The sequence below is a fragment of the Delftia sp. WSY_12 genome (assembly GCF_043104645.1).
Taxonomy (GTDB): Bacteria; Pseudomonadota; Gammaproteobacteria; order Burkholderiales; family Burkholderiaceae_C; genus Comamonas; species Comamonas tsuruhatensis.
Genome location: NZ_JBICKW010000034.1, coordinates 181,584 through 197,605, shown reverse-complemented (window position 1 = coordinate 197,605; position 16,022 = coordinate 181,584). Strand labels below are relative to the sequence as shown.

Below are 16,022 nucleotides of genomic sequence, written 5' to 3'. Positions count from 1 at the left end.
TGAGTTCTTCGCAAGGGGATTTCATGGGCACGGTGGAGATTCTCAGCACTGGAATCGTGCAATGCCGACAGGCGCGGCCGGCAAGCAGCGTATTCGTTCAGCTTTCGACGCAGTTGCCCGCATCCTCCTGCGGCGGGGTGACACGCCAGAAGAGGGAGGGAAAGCCTTCGCCCACCGGCTGGTGGCCGGGCGGCGGCGATGCCGCCAGCTGCAGATGCAGCACGCCGCAGGCATCCACCATGTGCTGGGAAATCCAGGGGCTGATGTCCATGCGGCCATCGATCAGCACCAGCGGCTTTTCGCGCAGCTTCAGGGCCAGGGCCTTGGCCTCGGCCGTGGGGCCTGAGATCACGCGGATGTCGCCTCCCAGTGCCTCGCGCGCGGGTTCGGCAAGCGCCTGGCTCAAGGCCTTTGAATCGAAGTTTCTCCAGTGCCGGCTGTTAAGCCGCAGTTCACTGCGCGCCGAGGTCATCTGGGCCACGAGCAGCAAGGCCAGTTGAAGCGCCACGAAGCACTTGATGGCGGTGGTGATCGATATGCGCGACGGCTGCAGCCTGGCACCGGCCAGCTCCATGGCGACGGGAACGGCCAGCAGCAGAAAGGGCGTGCCCCAGTGCAGCTGCAGCGACGAGCCCGCAAAGATGCCGATGGCGCAGGTCAGCACGATGGGCGTGAGGCCAAAGCACAGGATCAGCGCGCGCGATGCATCGGCTGTCCCGGGACGCTGCGGTGTGTCCTGCGGCGCAAGGCGGCTGCGGCGGTGCAATGCCATCACCAGTCCCAGCAGCACCCAGGCCAGCAATGCGCGGTTGAACAGCTGGTCGGCCAGCCAGTGCAAGGTATTGAGCAGTCTTGCGCCGCCGCCCAGGCTGGCGCCCAGCGAGGATTCGGTGGCATAGCGGATGGGGCCGAAGTCGTTCAGGAACAGCCAGTACAGGTGCGGCGAGATGATGGCCAGCGAAATGGCAGCGGCCAGGGCCAGGCCGATGACATGGACCCGCTCGCGCCAGGCGCCTGACGCCAGCCAGAACAGGAATACCGCCACGGCGGCCAGGATCATCTGGTACTTGGCCAGTGCGCCCAGGCCCAGGCAGCAGCCCAGGGCCGCCCACCAGTGCAGTTGCCTGCTGCCCACCGCACGCCACACCAGCAGGGCACTGGCCACGAAGAAGGGCATCAGCACCACTTCATGGTTGAAGAAGTGCAGCCGCTCGTTGTAGTAGGTGATGCACAGGGCCGCCAGCAGGGCCAGCGTGGCATGGCGGCTGCCGCGCAAGGTCTGCATCAGCTTCCAGAAGACAAACAGGCCGGCCAGCGTGAAAAGCGCGCCCGTCACATAGCTGGTGCGGGCAGACAGTCCGAACACATTGACCGGCACCGAGAACATCCAGGTCGGCAGCGGTGGATGCTTGTAGTAGCCCCACTCCAGGCTGTGCACCCAGGTCAGCTGCTCGAGGTTGTCCTTGGGTGCCGTGAGGCTGGAGCTGTCGATCTGCAGCAGCCAGACCACCGTAAAGAGAAGGAGGCCAATGAGGACCTTGATGTCCAGGGAAAGCGACGGTGCGGGCATGGCCAGCGGAGCGCTTCGCGTGATCGTGCTCGCTGCTTGTGAGGGGACGGGATGGGTCATAGGAAATGCCAGCGGCGATGACAAGTGCGCTGGCACAGGGGAAATTCCCAGGAAGGCGGTCGAACGGGAGCTTCAGCGTTGGCTACGGACTCTTGGCTTACGCGAGGCGCTATGAGTCCGGCAGAATATGTCTGCCTGGTCAATGCAATGTAAAGATTGTATGAAGATATTGTGGAGACGCCGGCCGCGGCTCAGGCGCCGGCCGGCTCGCCGAAGTCGTGGACTGCCGCGCGCAGCAGCAGCATCGACAGGCGTTCCGCGGCGGGCGTCAGAGGCAACGCAGCACGCGTGACCTGCACGATGTCGGGTGCCATCAGGTTCTCGCGCACGGCAATGGGCTCCAGCACACCGTTGAAGAGGGGCGTATCGGCCCACTGGCGCGGCAAGAAGGCGAGGGCGTCGCTGCTGGCCAGCAGCGCCAGCAGGGCCATCAACGATTCGGCGACCGTCACCACGCGCGGGCTGCGCAGGCCGAGCGCGGAGAACTGCTCCTCGAACTCTTCCTCGCGGCGCTCGCGCAGGCCGGTGACGATCCAGTCCGCCTCCAGCAACGCCTGCAGGCTGCCGGCGGTGCGCAGCGGATGGCCGCGGCGGGCCAGCACGACACGCTCGTTGCGGTGAACCAGGGCCACCTGGTAGCTGGCGCTCAATTGCCTCTCGGGCCGGGGGCCCAGATAGAAGTCCAGCCGGCCGTCGCGCAGCGCCGGCTCGACGGCCGGGAACAGGCCTTCGACGAAACGCAGGTGCACATCCGGCCAGTCGCGCCGGAACTGGGCATAGGCGCGGGCCAGCAGCGACAGCACGGGGGCGCTGGACAGAGCGACGGCGACATGGCCCTGCATTTCGCCGCGCGCCTGGGCGGCCTCCTCGCTGCCGCGACGCAGTTCCTCGAGCGCGGCCTGCGCGCGCAGCAGGAATCGCTCTCCCGCCACGGTCAGCGATACCCCGCGCGCATGGCGCTGGAACAGCGCCACGCCGAGCTCGGCTTCCAGCTCGCGCACGCTGCGCGTCAGTGCCGGCTGGGTCAGGCCCAGGCTGCGGGCGGCGCTGCGCAGGCTGCGTGCCCGGGCAATGGCGACGAAATTGCGAAGGTGATGAAGTTTGGGCATCGGTCGGAGCGTGTTTATGCCCGTTTCCGAGCGCGCCAAGGCCAGGGGATTTCCCGCAGGGGCCGTGCACGCGGGCTCCGCCGCGCCTGAGCCGCTGCGGAACGCTCCAGTGATAACAGCCATGCATCGCTGAGGCGTTTCTGCCCTCTGCCGCAGCCGGCCTGCCAGACCTAGCATGCCCTCCATAACGTCGGCGCAGCCCGGCGACCCATAGGAGACAAGCAGCATGAGCATGAGGAAATGGGCCGGCGCCTGTGCGCTGGCAACCCTGGCGGCGGGCTCCGTCGCCGCGCAGACGGCCGCCGGCGGAACGGTGCGCATCACCAGCGCCTTTCCCGCGGGCAGCGGCCCCGACGTGGTGGCCCGGCTGGTCGCCGACAAGCTCTCGGCGCAATGGAGGCAGCCGGTCGTCGTCGACCCCAGGCCGGGTGGGGCCGGCGTGGTGGCCATCAATGCGATGAAGAACGCGCCGCCCACGGGCAACGACCTGGTGGTGGTGGACGTAGGCCACTTGTCCATCAATCCGCTGGTCTTGCGCAAGCTGGCCTATGACCCGCAAAGCGAGCTGACGCCGGTGGCGCTGCTCTACAAGACCGCCTTCTTCGTGGTGGTCGGCGCGCAAAGCCCGTTCCACAGCCTGGCCGAACTGATGGCGGCGGCGCGGCGCAGGCCCGGCATGACCTATGGCTCCAATGCGGTGGGCGGGCCGCTGCATCTGGGCGCGGCCCGGGCCGCGACCGCCATGGGTGTCGAAATGATGCATGTCCCCTACAAGGAGACTTCGCAGCTGTACGCCGCCGTGTCGACGGGCGAGGTGGACTGGGCTTACGGCAGCATTGCGACGTCCGGCCCCCTGCAGCAGGCCGGCAAGCTGCGCTTTCTTGCCGTGGCGGACAGCCAGCGTTCCCCGGCGCTGCCCGATGTGCCGACCGTGCAGGAGGCCGGTGGTCCGGCCGGCATCGATGCGCTGACCTGGGTTGCGCTCATGGCGCCCAAGGGCACGGCGCCGGCCGTCGCCGAGCGCATCAACGAGGCGGTGAACCGGGCCCTGTCCGCGCCTGACGTCAGGGATCGCCTGGCCGGTTTTGGCTTCTTCACCAGCATCGGCCCCGCAAGGCAGGTCGCTGACCTCATGCAGGCCGACCGCGAGCGCTATGCCCAAGTGCTGCGCCGCGTCAAGGTGACCGTCGATTGAGCCCCGGGGAGACGCCATGAAGACCGAAGTTGCGATCATCGGAGGAGGGCCTGCGGGTCTGATGCTGGCCATCGAGCTGGGCTGCAGGGACATACCGTGCGTGCTGATCGAGGAGCGCAGCGGGCCGCCGACGCTGCCCAAGGCCAATGCCACCTCGTCCCGGACCATGGAGCATTACCGCCGCCGGGGCTTTGCCGATCAGGTGCGCAGGCTGGGCCTGCCGCCCTCGCACCCCCAGGACATCGTCTATTGCACGCGGCTCACGGGGCCCGAGCTGGCGCGCTTTCGCATTCCCTCGGCCGAGGAGGCCGCCTCGGGCACGGCCTATGGCGACTACGGGGAACAGGCCTGGCCCACGCCCGAGCTGCCGCATCGGGCGCAGCAGATGTTCATCGAGCCCGTGCTCAGGGCGCAGGCCGAACGCCATGCCAGCGCCGTGCTGCGTTTTGGCCTGAGGGCCGAGGCGGTGCGGGACACCGGTTGCGCAGTCCAGATCGAATGCCGCGAGCCGGACACGGGCCGTACCGAGTTGCTGCAGGCCGCCTATGTGGTCGGCTGCGACGGGCCGCGCAGCCTGGTCCGCCAGGCCATGGGCGTCGTCTACGCAGGCCATGGCAGCGAGCGGCGGGACTTCCTGGGCGGCCAGATGATGTCCATCTACTTCCGGGCTCCCGGTCTGTACGGGCTGATCGGCAAGCCCAGGGCCTGGCAGTACTGGGCCGTCGGTCCCGGGCAGCGCGGCCTGCTGTGCGCCATCGACGGCGTGGACCGGTTCGTGCTGATCGTGCAGTTGCCCCAAGGCACCCAGCCTGCCGATTTCCATCCGCAGCAGGCGCTGCAGGCCGTCGTCGGCCGGCCTTTTGCGCACGAGCTGATCGCGCTGACCCCCTGGAACGCGGGCTATGCCCTGGTGGCCGAGCGCCTGCGGCACGGCAGGATGTTCATCGCCGGCGATGCGGCGCACCTGTTCACGCCCACGGGCGGCATGGGCTACAACACCAGCGTGGACGACGTCGTGAACCTGGGCTGGAAGCTGGCGGCGGCCATCCAGGGGGCGGCCGGCCCGGCGCTGCTGGACAGCTATGAGGCCGAGCGGCGGCCGATCGCCCAGCGCAACACCCGTTTTGCACGCAGCATGGCCGACAGCATCGGATGCCTGCCGGTCACGGCCGCAGTGGAGCAGGAGGGGCCCGAGGGCGACAGCGCCCGCCATGCGCTCGGGCAGGCACTTTCGGAGCATGTGGCACGCGAGTTCAACATCCCGGGGCTGCAACTGGGCCTGCGCTATGCCGACAGCCCCGTCGTCGCCCGGGAGTTGGCCGAGCCCCCGCCGGACGAGCCCAACCGCTACCTGCCTGGAGGTTATCCCGGCACGCGCGCTCCGCATGTGGCAACGGGGCCGGACCGGTCCCTGCTCGATGACTTCGGACGCGATTTCACACTGCTCGCATTCGGCCCGGACGGCCCGGACGGCCCGGACGGCCCGTACGGGCTGGAGCCCTGGAGGCAGGCTGCTGCGCAATACGGCATCCGGCTGGATGTGGTGAGGAGCGAAGACGGGCAGACGCGTGCGCTGTATGGCGCCGACCGCGTCCTGATCCGCCCGGACCACCACATCGCCTGGCGCGGCGACGGTGCGGCGCCGCCGACCGAGGTCCTGGCGCTGGCGCTGGGCCATCGCACCCCGCCGGTGGGGCCCGGCTAGCCCCGGCCCATCCGGCCGCCTGCCCCCCGGGCCGTCCGGCCTTTCGCGTTCCTGACCCTGGCCAGTCCGGCCGGGGGACGCCGGCCTGCGCCTGAGTCTGCGCTTTCGCCGTCCTTGCCGACATCCATCACTTTCAGGAGACAACATGCCACATCCCTCCTTTCCTGTTCGCGCCGCGCTATCCGCGCTATGCCTGGCCGGTGCCGCTGCCGTGCCCTCGGCACCCGCCCTGGCCCAGGGCGTCACGCTCTATGGCCTGCTCGATGCATCCGTCGAGCACCTGACCGATGTGGGCCAGGGAGGCGCTTCGCTGAACCGCATACCGGGCCTCACCGGCAGCGTGCCGTCGCGCATCGGCCTGCGCGGCTCGGAGGACCTGGGCGGCGGCCTGCGGGCCCTGTTCACGATGGAGCAGGGCCTGGCGCTCGACGCGGGCGTGCTGAACCAGGGCGGGCGCGCCTGGGGGCGCCAGGCCTTCGTCGGCCTGTCCGGCGACTGGGGCAGCCTCACACTGGGGCGCCAGTACACCATGCTGTACTGGTCCCAGCTCGATGCGGACATCCTCGGCCCGAATGCCTACGGCGCGGCATCGCTGGACAGCTACCTGCCCAATGCGCGCGCGGACAACGCGCTTGCGTGGCGCGCCGGCCTTGGCGGCTTCACCGTCGGCGCAACCTACAGCCTGGGCCGTGATGCCGTCAATGCGGGCCCCGGTCCCGCGGGAACCAACTGCCCCGGCGAGCAGCCGGGCGACTCCAGCGCCTGCCGGCAATGGTCGGCAATGCTCAAGTACGAGGCCAAGGCCTGGGGCATCGCGCTGGCCGTCGATGAAATCCGTGGAGGCCCCGGCGCCTTCGCAGGCCTGACCAGCAGCGCGCGCAAGGACCGTCGCTCCACCGCCGCGGGATGGGTGCGCTGGGGGGCTTGGAAGCTCGGTGCCGGGGTCATTGCCCGCCACAACGACGGCCGTCCCGACGCGCCACGCAGCGATCTCTGGTACCTGGGCGCCAGTGTCGCCGCCACACCGGCCCTGACCCTCGATGCGCAGGCCTTGGATCTGCGTTTCAGGCGAAGCGACGACGGGGCCCGGCTCTTTGCCCTGCGGGCCCGGTATTCGCTGTCCAAGCGCACCACGCTGTATGCGACCGCAGGGCATCTGTCCAACGAGGGAGCACTTGCGCTGTCGGTCAGCAATGCGGCGCCAGGCGCCGCGCCCGCCACCGGGCGTTCGCAGAACGGCTTCGCTGCCGGCGTGCGGCATAGCTTCTGAGGCTCCACCCGCATGCAGGGTCCGCGTCTCGATCCATTTCCTTCCCACTTTCCACTTCCCGTCCCAGGAGACAGACCATGAAACTGATACGCCACGGCGCCAGCGGCTGCGAGAAGCCCGGCGCCATCGATTCCCAAGGCCAGGCGCGCGACCTGTCGGACCTGGTGCCCGATTTCACGCCCGAGTGGATGGCGCCCGGCAGGCTGGCCGCGCTGGCCGCCGTCGATCTGCAGCGGTTGCCGCTGGTGGCGCAAGGCAGCCGCCTGGGGCCCCCTGTCGCCGGCACGCGCCAGTTCGTTGCCATCGGGCTCAACTACCGGCGGCATGCCGAGGAGTCGGGTCTCGACATTCCGAAGGAGCCCGTGGTCTTTCACAAGGCGCTTTCATCGCTGGCCGGGCCGGACGACGAGGTGCGCCTGCCCGAAGCGTCGGTTGCCACCGACTGGGAGATCGAACTGGGCTTTGTGATCGGCACGCGCGCAAGCCGCATCCCCGTGGAAGGTGCGCTCGCGCATGTGGCCGGCTACCTGCTGGCCAACGACATCTCCGAGCGTGACTGGCAGATCAAGCGCAACGGCCAGTGGGGCAAGGGCAAGAGCTTCGATGGCTTCGGCCCGGTCGGGCCGTGGCTGGTCACGGCCGACGAGCTGCCCGACCCCCAGGCCATCGAACTGACGCTGTCCGTCAATGGCGAGGTCATGCAGCGCAGCAGCACGGCAGACATGATTTTTCCGGTGGCCTGTCTCGTGTCCTATCTGAGCCAGTTCATGACGCTGCTGCCCGGCGACCTTGTCATCACCGGCACGCCGGCAGGTGTCGGCCTGGGCATGAAGCCGCCCCGCTTCCTGAAGTCCGGCGATGTCATGACGCTGGACGGCGGGGTTCTTGGGCGGCAGCTCCAGCGGGTGCGGTGATGGCCTCGCCCGCCCACCGGCCGCGTGGCGGCGTCCGCCGGTCTTCGCACAGTGAACATGCAAAGGAGGGGACACCATGAACAGCCTTCCCACGCCATCTGGAACGACACCTGGAACGCCGTCCGGCACGGCCGGGCAGCCGGCCGTGCATTCGATCGATGAGTTTGTCTTCAGCGTGCCCGATCTCGAAGCGGCGCGGCATTTCTACGCCAGTTTCGGGCTCGAGGTGCGCGACATCGACGGCGCGCTGGCGCTGCACACCTACGGGCATCCCCACCGCTGGGCGCGGGTGCTGGAGGCCGCAACGCACAAGAGGCTGCAGTGGCTGAGCCTGGGCATCCATGCGGCCGATCTCGATGCCTTCTCGCACCGGATCGACGGCGCGGGGATCGCACGCATTCCTGCGCCGGCCGGTGCGCAGACCGACGGTATCTGGATCGCCAGCCCCGACGGGGTGCCCATCCAGTTGCGTGCAGCCGCCAAGAGCTCTCCGTCGGCGCCCGCACCGCACGTGCTGCCGCCGGCCTGCCGCAATGCCGGCCGCGCGCCGGCTCGCAGCCTCATGCCGCAGATCCGGCCGCTGCACCTGTCGCATGTGCTTTTGTTCTGCGCCGACGTGGATGCCGCGCTGGCGTTCTACACCGAGGTGCTGGGACTCAGGCTCTCGGACCGCTCGGGCTCGGTCATCGCCTTCCTTCACAGCCCGCACGGCAGCGACCACCACCTGCTGGCACTGGCCGCATCGCATGGACCCGGCCTGCACCACAGCAGCTGGTGCGTGCCTTCTGTCGACGCCGTGGGCAGCGGCGCCCGGCAGATGGCCGAGGCGGGCTATGCGCAGGGCTGGGGCGTGGGCAGGCATGTGCTGGGCTCCAACTTCTTTCGCTATGTGCGCGATCCCTGGGGCAGCTTCGCCGAGTACTCCTGCGACATCGACTTTGTCGAGGCGGGCGCGGTGTGGCCTGCGGCCGACCATCCTCCCGAGGATTCGCTCTACGTCTGGGGGCCGGACGTGCCCGCCGACTTCGTCACCAACCACGAGCCGCCACGCTGAGGCGCCCGCCAATGCCCCAGACGCAGGAACGCCCCGCTGCCTTGCGGCATCGGGGCGCTGTGCAACAGGGCCGGCTCTTTGGCCGCCTGTCGGTTGATACAAGGATCTGGCGGAGACTGTCCCTTTCGGACAACGTTGCCATGCTGCTACGAGCGATAGTCAGGCTTGGTCTTCTTGTAAACAAGACGCTTGACAACAGACTCCGACACACCAAATCGCTGCCCTACGCCCTTCAACGTGTATAGACCAGATTGATACGCATCGACGATTGCAGCGGCCGTTGCGTTGTCAACAGACAGCGCCCGCCCCATACGAACACCACGAGCCGCAGCCTCGCGCTGGCCCGCAATCGTCCGCTCCCGGATCAAGGTGCGCTCAAACTCCGCCATCGCTCCCAGAATCTGAAGCATCAGTCTGCCAGCTGGCGAACCGGTATCGATGGGCTCAGTAAGCGACCTTATTGACGCCCCCGCGCGCTCCACACAGTCAACGATCCTCAGCAAGTCAGACAGGGATCGAGCGACACGATCCAACTTATAGAAGACGAATTGGTCACCGGACCGCAAGGCTCCGAGACACTCCCAGAGGACTGGACGATCAATTTTCGCACCGCTTGCCTTTTCCTCGAACACCCGGACAACGCCAGCAGCACGCATTGCCTCAAGCTGTAGTGCTGTATCCTGATCCTGCGTAGACACGCGAGCATAGCCTACCAACATAAAACACCCCCATACTGTATGTACGTACAGATGCTATGCGGCGCAGCAGCCAGCACTAACCCAAACAACAAGTAACCCACGCGAGCACAATAAGACCGGGAACGAAATTCAGGGAAGCAATCCACGACATAAGCGACACGCTAGGAGGAAACATGCTCAGATGGCTTAAAAAGCTTTTCAGAAAAAAGAACCCACCACTACTCAAGTCGCGCCGGGAACAGGAACGCTTTGACCATCACTCGATCCAGTACGATCCGAAACGCCATCGCCGTCAACGAGGACCGACTCCGCATCGTAAGGATTAAATGGCCGCTGGATGCGCCATTCGTCACAGGCAACACTACTCACATCGAGCAACCGGCGAGAACCATTGAAACACACGCAATGGTCATTGATGCACATCGCGCCAGTAATCAGAGGCATCGCAACGACTCGCCGAATTTCGTCATATGCGGGAGCAGTCCAAGGGCGATCTGAAAGCCTTGGAATAAATGCGACACGCTCATCAGGAGCAACAACAGGGGACGAGACAGGAGCAACTGAAGAATCCTGCCGAGAAGGCCCAGACGCAGCATTAGGAATAGCAGAAACTGGCTCAGGCGCGACAGGATGCAAACGAGCATTAACAGCCCTATACGCAAACCAGGACATTACAAACACCGTGACAAGAGCCAGGACCATAACAACAAGCATCCACGGGAACGAGCGCACAGGCTTAACATGGATACTCGCGCTTTTGTATTTTCCGAAGACGCTTTTAGGCAGCCTATAACGCTTCTTAATCGGAGCGTTTTTCCATCCAGTACGGCAATTGTCAGCACACTCAGGCCACTCATACCACCAGCGACCAAGAATACCGAGATCGCGCAAATGCACATGGCGACCAATCAAGGCGCGCACATTGGCATGAATGAGATTCGGTCCCTGTGTAATGATGTAGAAATCAAGCCCGCGATGCCGGTGCGTTTCAAGCAACGCAATCATGTCAGGTACCTTCTGACCAGGACCAGACGGACGCCAAATGCGCTGAACCTCATCAATGATGATGACGGAACCATCAGGCACCGTTTCATGCCACTTCTCAGGCTCTGTCAATTCGATATGCGGAATGAGCAATTCGGGAATGCCATTCACATATAGCTGACGATCTTTACCGAGCTCATCCAGCATGGCGACCAGAGCAGCGCTCTTACCGGTCCCAGGATTTCCAGTAATAAGCGTGAGCATTTAAGCACCCTGTCCCGTTGTCTGCAGAGCAAATCGCTTCATGACCATCCAGGCGAGACCGGAAACGATACCGCCGCTCGTAATCGACATGGCATCAAAGAATCCAGCCATTGCAAGCAACTGCAGGACTTCGGCGCCTAGACCAACAAAGGCACCCTTAGCTGCATCGATAGCAGACGTAAGCGCGGCATCAGCCCCTTCATAAGTCGTGTAACCAAATCCAAGCGACACAAGCACACGGGAGACTAAAGGCCACGATATGCTAGCGAGCCATTGCGCGATACCTTCCATTTAATCACCCCGCCTTGTTAAGCCAACGAAAGCCAATGCAGCCGATAGCCAAGCAAACCCGATTAACAGAGGCCTTATCCCATTTGCAAAATCACAGAGCAAATCCCATTGAAACGCCATTTGCTTACCCATGATTTCAAATTGCCTTGGAGCCGGGCAAGTGCCGTTTTCGGGACCAATGTTTTCCTTGTCGATGGACATAGAGACTGTTTTCTTTGGCAACTCCTTAGCATCGATATTGCCCAGCTTCTGACATGCAACGATATCAGGATACATCTCGCATAAACCGGGGTCCTTTTCCTTTGGCTTATCGTCGGGATTCCCCTCACCATCAGGCTTGGGATTGGGGTCAGGATCAGGGGAGACAACGGGCCTATCAACCGGCTGCACATCGACTTGCCACGGACTCCCAGGGACAGGAGCCGGAACGACCCTGACGCCCGGCTGATTCCAAGGCTGATTACCCGGACCAACCTGCTGAGATGGATCAAAGTTAGGGTTAGGGACCGGATTGCCTGTAGGAATAAAAGTCGGCTGAATTTGCGGAAATTCAATGGGCAACGGCTCTGGCAAATCCCGAGGCATAGTCTCAGGCATAGGACTACGCCTAATTATCTCATCAAATTCCTCTTCACCAATAGGGCGCCATTTAGCCTCTGCGCCAGCGTTAGGATTATCCCGGCGACTTACATAAATACCATCCTCAAACGCACTGTTATTGTATACAGCCCTGTAATGGCAAACCAAATCATTTGGAAGGTACCGAATAATAACAACACTCTGATACCCGGGCCTACCAGAAAGACCCGACGCCCATTTATTGCAAGCTGTCTCGAATTCACCGACCCAACCAGTATCAACACCAATATTATTTACACGGTACTCAAAGCGACCAGTATTAACTGTGTCATCTTTGACTTTCCATTTCTTTTCAGCAATATCCCAAATGATTTGCCCCACTCCTAGCCACATAGCGACAGACGCCGCAAGCCTGAGAGTCGGATTCATGAAAATCAACGCAGAAGCGACCCGAGGCGCATTCGCAGCAAAGCGCACTGTGGCCGGAATACTGACGGCACGTCCGCCAACATTCAAAGAAGCATTAGTGCGCACCGTGCCATTGACAAGCTGCGCACTATTAGCAGCATTAGGAAAATTGAAGGCGCCACCAGCGCCCGAAGCCAAGCCACTGCCAGGAGACCAGCCAGTAGGCGGGGCCAACTGCGCATACCCAGCATGCGCAACACCGGAAAAGAAAGCCGATACAGCTATTACCAACGCCCGCAAATCAGCCATACAGCCCCCAGAACGCCAATAAAGGCAGCGTAAAACTCAGGTGTTGCCATCATTACCCCCGTCACCAACATGGAAGACAGTGCGTGCAATAAACATCAATCCATAAACGACGATCCAGACCCCACCGACCATCCAGCCAAGCGCAAGGCCATCAGCGGCCTGGAGCAAACCGCACGGCTGAGCCTCAAAAGTGCTCACCACTTCAATCAGAGGACCACCAGAGACAGGTCTAAGGCCATATGTGATAGAGGTTGGATTTATGGACCTCATCTCAACAACATGAGCCGATCCGCCTTGCTGCACGATGCTGCCAACCTGAGAACTGGCAACAACTTGGGCAGCCTGGATCTGAGTCGGGTAGCAAGCAGAACCCACTTGAAACGAAGGCATTACAAACTCCGCGACCTAATAAAACGGTGAGCAAACAAAGCGACACGGGCAGATAGCACCGCTGCAGATACCCATGCGGCATTGACGCCCATTTCAATCAACAGCGGCACTATCAGTTGCATTACAGCCCCTTGCGGATGAACTTGAATGCGTAGACGGCCACGATGGCCGCCAGCACGATACCCGCGACCTTCAGGGCGTCAGTAGACAGCGACCCGAGAGCGGTCTCGACTTCGGTAGGCAGCACAGCATGAGCATTGCCCATAGCCATGATGGCCACAGCAGGCACAGCAGCAACGCGAGTGCCGTACTTGCGGGCAACGGAGAAGGTTTTTTCGAACATATAAAACTCCAGTTGAAAAGAGAAACGATGCTGCGAATCAGCACCAGCAAACCCCGCACGCGAGGCTTGCGGAAACCGCTCGCTAGCCCTTTTCCAATTGATAGCAACGGAACACGACAGCCTCACCGCCGCAGTGATCGTGAACAGCATCCACAGCCGCCTCAGGCGTCGCGAATGGAGTTGCATTGATGACGAGCGGCGTGAAGTCCACACCGCCCTCACCATCAGCGCGCAGGAACATATAGTCGTCAGTCGACTGCACGTAGTAGCGTGTTGAGATTTGCATACGTGTTCCCGGGAACGTAATGCGATCTCTAACGGCCAATAGTTAGGTAGCCGCAGCCGACTTGCCGCCGCCTGCAACCGCCTTCGGGGTGAGCTTGTGCATAACGGTTTTCATGGTCTTGCCATTGCTGACCATCTCCATTTCCACATCGGCCACGAAGGGAAACGGGAGGTGCTTGTACGCATCAAATTCCGCCGCTGTACCGAGGTTGAACTCAGTTGCAGATGCACCCTTGGCGTTGCCCTTGGACGTGTCCAGGTCAATCAGGGCATAGACCTTGGTGCTGTCGTATGCCGTGCCGTTTTCGAGCGTGCCTTTGCTGGCCTTCATGCCCACGACCTGGATGGTTTGATTGAATCGCATGTTGTTTCCTTTGATCCGGCTTATTGCAAAAGACCCACGCCGGCCGGTACGGCGGGATTCATGAATTGGGTGAATTTGCTCAGGGCCTCAGTGACCCCGTGCGACATGGATTGCAGACTCAGGCCGCGCAAGCTGCGAGGCACTTTTCGGTGCGCTTGATCCAGCACGATGCCGTGCAGCCAGTCCTCATCCGGCATGATTTTTGTGATCTGCGCGAGACTTGGCGCCACAGTGCGAACGATCCACCGGACAAACTTGTCCGCTGATGCTTCGCCGGTTTTGACGCTTGTTGGAATGACCGTTCCTGTATCCCGATCACAGAGCAATTTGAGAGCCTCATAGCCCCCTGCGTAGTACTCTGCCGCGTTGACGACAGCATCCCAGGGGATGACACGGCCAGCATTGCGAAGCTCCAGTTCAGCGCGCAGCCAGGACCCCGCGAAATTGCCGTACTGGTGATCTTTTTCGTAGAAGCGGGCAAGCTTCCCGGACTCGCGTTTGCCCACTTGGAATGTGCGACTGTGACCGTGCAGCGGGATGTCATCGACGGTGCTGCCAAGCTCCCAAGCCCCATGAGTGGTGTACTTGGGCATGCGCTTGCGGTAGCTGAATTTGTGGTCTTTGTAGAGGCCCACGACCTCTTCAATGGTCACTTCGCCCGCGAAAAAATCCTTTGCCGCATCGATGCGGGTGATGGTCGGCACCATGTCCGCGAAGTAGTCGTGGACACGCTTTTCCCAGCCTGGACGGGCATGCGTGCAGCCCTCACCCTTGAGCGTGAAACAGATGGTGCCGCGCTGGCTATCGCCGCCTGCGCTGACGCTGGCCACTTCGTGACCGTTTTCGTTATCGACCGTGTACGTGTGATCGTAGTAGTCACGACCAGGACGTTCTATGCCCAGCTCGAAGCCCAGCAGGTTTGCGAATATCAGCGCGTAGTACTTGACTAGGTCACGGTCCTCAGACTCGCGCGGGATACGCTTGGTGTCAGGGATCAAATCACGCTTGATGGTGAATCGCAGGTAGTCAACGATGACGCCGCTTTGAGCCTTAGCCGCCAGCTGGCGACGTTCGCACAGCAGCTTGACGCGACCGCCTTCAATGACCAATTTTTCTTCGTTATTCATAACGCCCCGCGCCCTGAACTTTGTTTACCCCCGTGTTACTCGGGGGGGTATGAAGACGTGCCGCTGCGGCCGCAGCGCCTGCGCTAAAGCTGCATGTCACCGCGGCCGCAGCGGCATCGCACAAGGCCCCTGCATCGCAATTTCCAGCGGCAAACGAGGCAGGGCGCATCCCTTCGGGACCGGGCTCTATGGCTTCGCCACCAAGCCCCGCAAGCGGGTCTTGGCCCAATCGGGTAACGATCCCTTGCGCGGGAGAACGAGTAGCCGCGACGATGACGACGGGCACGTGTTGCACGACGGTTGACATGGGGGGTCTGCACCCCCATACCCCCAGCCCCGCAGGGCCGACACAAGGTCGGCAAGCGGGTCCCCGGTTGTCTCCAGGACAGGGGGCCGCTTGGATCGCGGTCATTGGCGCACCCCCTGCATGGCCTCAAGTCGGTACAGAGCGGCCGCGCTGCGGTCTGCATAACGACCGGTGCGCGCGAACTGCGTGACCTGCGCAATGCAATCCTTGTATGCGCGGACGGACACAACATCAGCCTGCGCAATGCTTTTCGGGACGGGGCGCGAAATGGCAGCCTGAGCGCGAATGCGCAGATCCTGACGCGATGCGATGAAGTCGCTCATTGAAGCGCCCCATCACGGCGCGCACCGTAGAGGCCCACCTGCTTCCAATTGCGGTTGCACTCCGCAAAGCGGACCATGCTCTGCAGCAGCTCGTTTACCGAGCAGTCCAGCTCGGCAGCCGTCTCCTTCAGCTTGGCAATGATCTCGGGCTTGTCTGTGTAGTCAACGCGGGCCTTTGCAGCCCTGTACGCAGCCTTGCGGGCTGCAGAGTCGGCGTGGGCTGCTGCACGACCCTTGCGCTTTTCGTTCCCGGTGCAGCCCTCATCGCTGCTCTGAGCCACCAGAGCCAGGGCGGGCCTGGACACGACGGGGCTGCATTCAATCTCGGGAAAAACAAGCTGCGTAGCTGGCATGGGTGGCTCCATGAGTTAACGACCAGGACAAAACTGCAACCAGCAAGGAACCTTGAAACGTGGGCTCTTTCACATGCATAGCGCATGACGCCAACGGCCTAGGCCGCCACCCCTGGGAAC

At 63.1% G+C, this 16,022-nt stretch carries 17 protein-coding genes; 5 read left to right on the top strand and 12 right to left on the bottom strand.

What is annotated here, in order from left to right:
- Nucleotides 1–97: 97 nt before the first annotated feature.
- Together ACF8LI_RS21170 and ACF8LI_RS21165 are read right to left on the bottom strand one after the other, a co-directional pair.
- Entirely contained in the window at nucleotides 98–1,570 is a 1,473-nt protein-coding gene (locus ACF8LI_RS21170; RefSeq protein WP_047217830.1) for a glycosyltransferase family 39 protein, read from the bottom strand.
- Between the two features lie 251 nt (nucleotides 1,571–1,821).
- Entirely contained in the window at nucleotides 1,822–2,739 is a 918-nt protein-coding gene (locus ACF8LI_RS21165; protein WP_047325903.1) for a LysR substrate-binding domain-containing protein, read from the bottom strand.
- 226 nt (nucleotides 2,740–2,965) lie between these two features.
- Here ACF8LI_RS21165 and ACF8LI_RS21160 point away from each other — a divergent pair, with 226 nt between their 5' ends.
- The 5 genes from ACF8LI_RS21160 to ACF8LI_RS21140 all read left to right on the top strand — a co-directional run bounded on the left by ACF8LI_RS21160 (nucleotide 2,966) and on the right by ACF8LI_RS21140 (nucleotide 8,877).
- Complete coding sequence (locus ACF8LI_RS21160; protein WP_047325902.1) at nucleotides 2,966–3,934, top strand: tripartite tricarboxylate transporter substrate binding protein; 969 nt, start codon at nucleotides 2,966–2,968, stop codon at nucleotides 3,932–3,934.
- A 16-nt stretch (nucleotides 3,935–3,950) separates the two neighbouring features.
- Entirely contained in the window at nucleotides 3,951–5,639 is a 1,689-nt protein-coding gene (locus ACF8LI_RS21155) for an FAD-dependent monooxygenase (RefSeq protein WP_392412844.1), read from the top strand.
- 145 nt (nucleotides 5,640–5,784) lie between these two features.
- The gene (locus ACF8LI_RS21150) at nucleotides 5,785–6,909 is read left to right on the top strand and encodes a porin (RefSeq protein WP_392412842.1); all 1,125 of its coding nucleotides are present in this window, start codon (nucleotides 5,785–5,787) and stop codon (nucleotides 6,907–6,909) included.
- A gap of 77 nt (nucleotides 6,910–6,986) precedes the next feature.
- The gene (locus tag ACF8LI_RS21145) at nucleotides 6,987–7,823 is read left to right on the top strand and encodes a fumarylacetoacetate hydrolase family protein (RefSeq protein ID WP_016449792.1); all 837 of its coding nucleotides are present in this window, start codon (nucleotides 6,987–6,989) and stop codon (nucleotides 7,821–7,823) included.
- 76 nt (nucleotides 7,824–7,899) lie between these two features.
- Nucleotides 7,900–8,877, top strand: coding sequence for a VOC family protein (locus ACF8LI_RS21140; protein WP_047325899.1), 978 nt, complete (start codon nucleotides 7,900–7,902; stop codon nucleotides 8,875–8,877).
- 146 nt (nucleotides 8,878–9,023) lie between these two features.
- Here ACF8LI_RS21140 and ACF8LI_RS21135 read toward each other — a convergent pair whose 3' ends face one another.
- The 10 genes from ACF8LI_RS21135 to ACF8LI_RS21090 form a co-directional block, all read right to left on the bottom strand.
- Nucleotides 9,024–9,596 (bottom strand): recombinase family protein, encoded by a 573-nt coding sequence (locus ACF8LI_RS21135; RefSeq protein ID WP_197942714.1) that lies wholly within the window; start codon nucleotides 9,594–9,596, stop codon nucleotides 9,024–9,026.
- 201 nt (nucleotides 9,597–9,797) lie between these two features.
- Nucleotides 9,798–10,823, bottom strand: a complete 1,026-nt coding sequence (locus tag ACF8LI_RS21130) for a zonular occludens toxin family protein (protein ID WP_392412839.1) — start codon at nucleotides 10,821–10,823, stop codon at nucleotides 9,798–9,800.
- Nucleotides 10,824–11,114 (bottom strand): DUF2523 domain-containing protein, encoded by a 291-nt coding sequence (locus ACF8LI_RS21125; protein WP_392412837.1) that lies wholly within the window; start codon nucleotides 11,112–11,114, stop codon nucleotides 10,824–10,826.
- Complete coding sequence (locus ACF8LI_RS21120) at nucleotides 11,115–12,410, bottom strand: IgG-binding virulence factor TspB family protein (protein ID WP_392412835.1); 1,296 nt, start codon at nucleotides 12,408–12,410, stop codon at nucleotides 11,115–11,117.
- A gap of 36 nt (nucleotides 12,411–12,446) precedes the next feature.
- The gene (locus ACF8LI_RS21115) at nucleotides 12,447–12,800 is read right to left on the bottom strand and encodes a hypothetical protein (protein WP_392412834.1); all 354 of its coding nucleotides are present in this window, start codon (nucleotides 12,798–12,800) and stop codon (nucleotides 12,447–12,449) included.
- A 121-nt stretch (nucleotides 12,801–12,921) separates the two neighbouring features.
- Complete coding sequence (locus tag ACF8LI_RS21110) at nucleotides 12,922–13,293, bottom strand: major capsid protein (RefSeq protein ID WP_392412833.1); 372 nt, start codon at nucleotides 13,291–13,293, stop codon at nucleotides 12,922–12,924.
- A 178-nt stretch (nucleotides 13,294–13,471) separates the two neighbouring features.
- The gene (locus ACF8LI_RS21105; protein ID WP_197942720.1) at nucleotides 13,472–13,792 is read right to left on the bottom strand and encodes a hypothetical protein; all 321 of its coding nucleotides are present in this window, start codon (nucleotides 13,790–13,792) and stop codon (nucleotides 13,472–13,474) included.
- A 20-nt stretch (nucleotides 13,793–13,812) separates the two neighbouring features.
- Entirely contained in the window at nucleotides 13,813–14,919 is a 1,107-nt protein-coding gene (locus tag ACF8LI_RS21100) for a replication initiation factor domain-containing protein (RefSeq protein WP_392412831.1), read from the bottom strand.
- 408 nt (nucleotides 14,920–15,327) lie between these two features.
- The gene (locus ACF8LI_RS21095; RefSeq protein ID WP_392412829.1) at nucleotides 15,328–15,549 is read right to left on the bottom strand and encodes a hypothetical protein; all 222 of its coding nucleotides are present in this window, start codon (nucleotides 15,547–15,549) and stop codon (nucleotides 15,328–15,330) included.
- Nucleotides 15,546–15,902 (bottom strand): hypothetical protein, encoded by a 357-nt coding sequence (locus tag ACF8LI_RS21090; RefSeq protein ID WP_392412827.1) that lies wholly within the window; start codon nucleotides 15,900–15,902, stop codon nucleotides 15,546–15,548. Before ACF8LI_RS21090 ends, ACF8LI_RS21095 begins: the two co-directional genes overlap by 4 nt.
- Nucleotides 15,903–16,022 lie beyond the last annotated feature (120 nt).

Bases quoted from the DNA above. Each gene is read 5' to 3' on its own strand.
- ACF8LI_RS21105 (WP_197942720.1), bottom strand. From the start codon at position 13,792: ATGCGATTCAATCAAACCATCCAGGTCGTGGGCATGAAGGCCAGCAAA.
- ACF8LI_RS21095 (WP_392412829.1), bottom strand. From the start codon at position 15,549: ATGAGCGACTTCATCGCATCGCGTCAGGATCTGCGCATTCGCGCTCAG.
- ACF8LI_RS21155 (WP_392412844.1), top strand. From the start codon at position 3,951: ATGAAGACCGAAGTTGCGATCATCGGAGGAGGGCCTGCGGGTCTGATG.
- ACF8LI_RS21150 (WP_392412842.1), top strand. From the start codon at position 5,785: ATGCCACATCCCTCCTTTCCTGTTCGCGCCGCGCTATCCGCGCTATGC.
- ACF8LI_RS21130 (WP_392412839.1), bottom strand. From the start codon at position 10,823: ATGCTCACGCTTATTACTGGAAATCCTGGGACCGGTAAGAGCGCTGCT.
- ACF8LI_RS21110 (WP_392412833.1), bottom strand. From the start codon at position 13,293: ATGCTGTTCACGATCACTGCGGCGGTGAGGCTGTCGTGTTCCGTTGCT.
- ACF8LI_RS21145 (WP_016449792.1), top strand. From the start codon at position 6,987: ATGAAACTGATACGCCACGGCGCCAGCGGCTGCGAGAAGCCCGGCGCC.
- ACF8LI_RS21165 (WP_047325903.1), bottom strand. From the start codon at position 2,739: ATGCCCAAACTTCATCACCTTCGCAATTTCGTCGCCATTGCCCGGGCA.
- ACF8LI_RS21135 (WP_197942714.1), bottom strand. From the start codon at position 9,596: ATGTTGGTAGGCTATGCTCGCGTGTCTACGCAGGATCAGGATACAGCA.
- ACF8LI_RS21140 (WP_047325899.1), top strand. From the start codon at position 7,900: ATGAACAGCCTTCCCACGCCATCTGGAACGACACCTGGAACGCCGTCC.
- ACF8LI_RS21090 (WP_392412827.1), bottom strand. From the start codon at position 15,902: ATGCCAGCTACGCAGCTTGTTTTTCCCGAGATTGAATGCAGCCCCGTC.
- ACF8LI_RS21125 (WP_392412837.1), bottom strand. From the start codon at position 11,114: ATGGAAGGTATCGCGCAATGGCTCGCTAGCATATCGTGGCCTTTAGTC.
- ACF8LI_RS21170 (WP_047217830.1), bottom strand. From the start codon at position 1,570: ATGCCCGCACCGTCGCTTTCCCTGGACATCAAGGTCCTCATTGGCCTC.
- ACF8LI_RS21100 (WP_392412831.1), bottom strand. From the start codon at position 14,919: ATGAATAACGAAGAAAAATTGGTCATTGAAGGCGGTCGCGTCAAGCTG.
- ACF8LI_RS21160 (WP_047325902.1), top strand. From the start codon at position 2,966: ATGAGCATGAGGAAATGGGCCGGCGCCTGTGCGCTGGCAACCCTGGCG.
- ACF8LI_RS21115 (WP_392412834.1), bottom strand. From the start codon at position 12,800: ATGCCTTCGTTTCAAGTGGGTTCTGCTTGCTACCCGACTCAGATCCAG.
- ACF8LI_RS21120 (WP_392412835.1), bottom strand. From the start codon at position 12,410: ATGGCTGATTTGCGGGCGTTGGTAATAGCTGTATCGGCTTTCTTTTCC.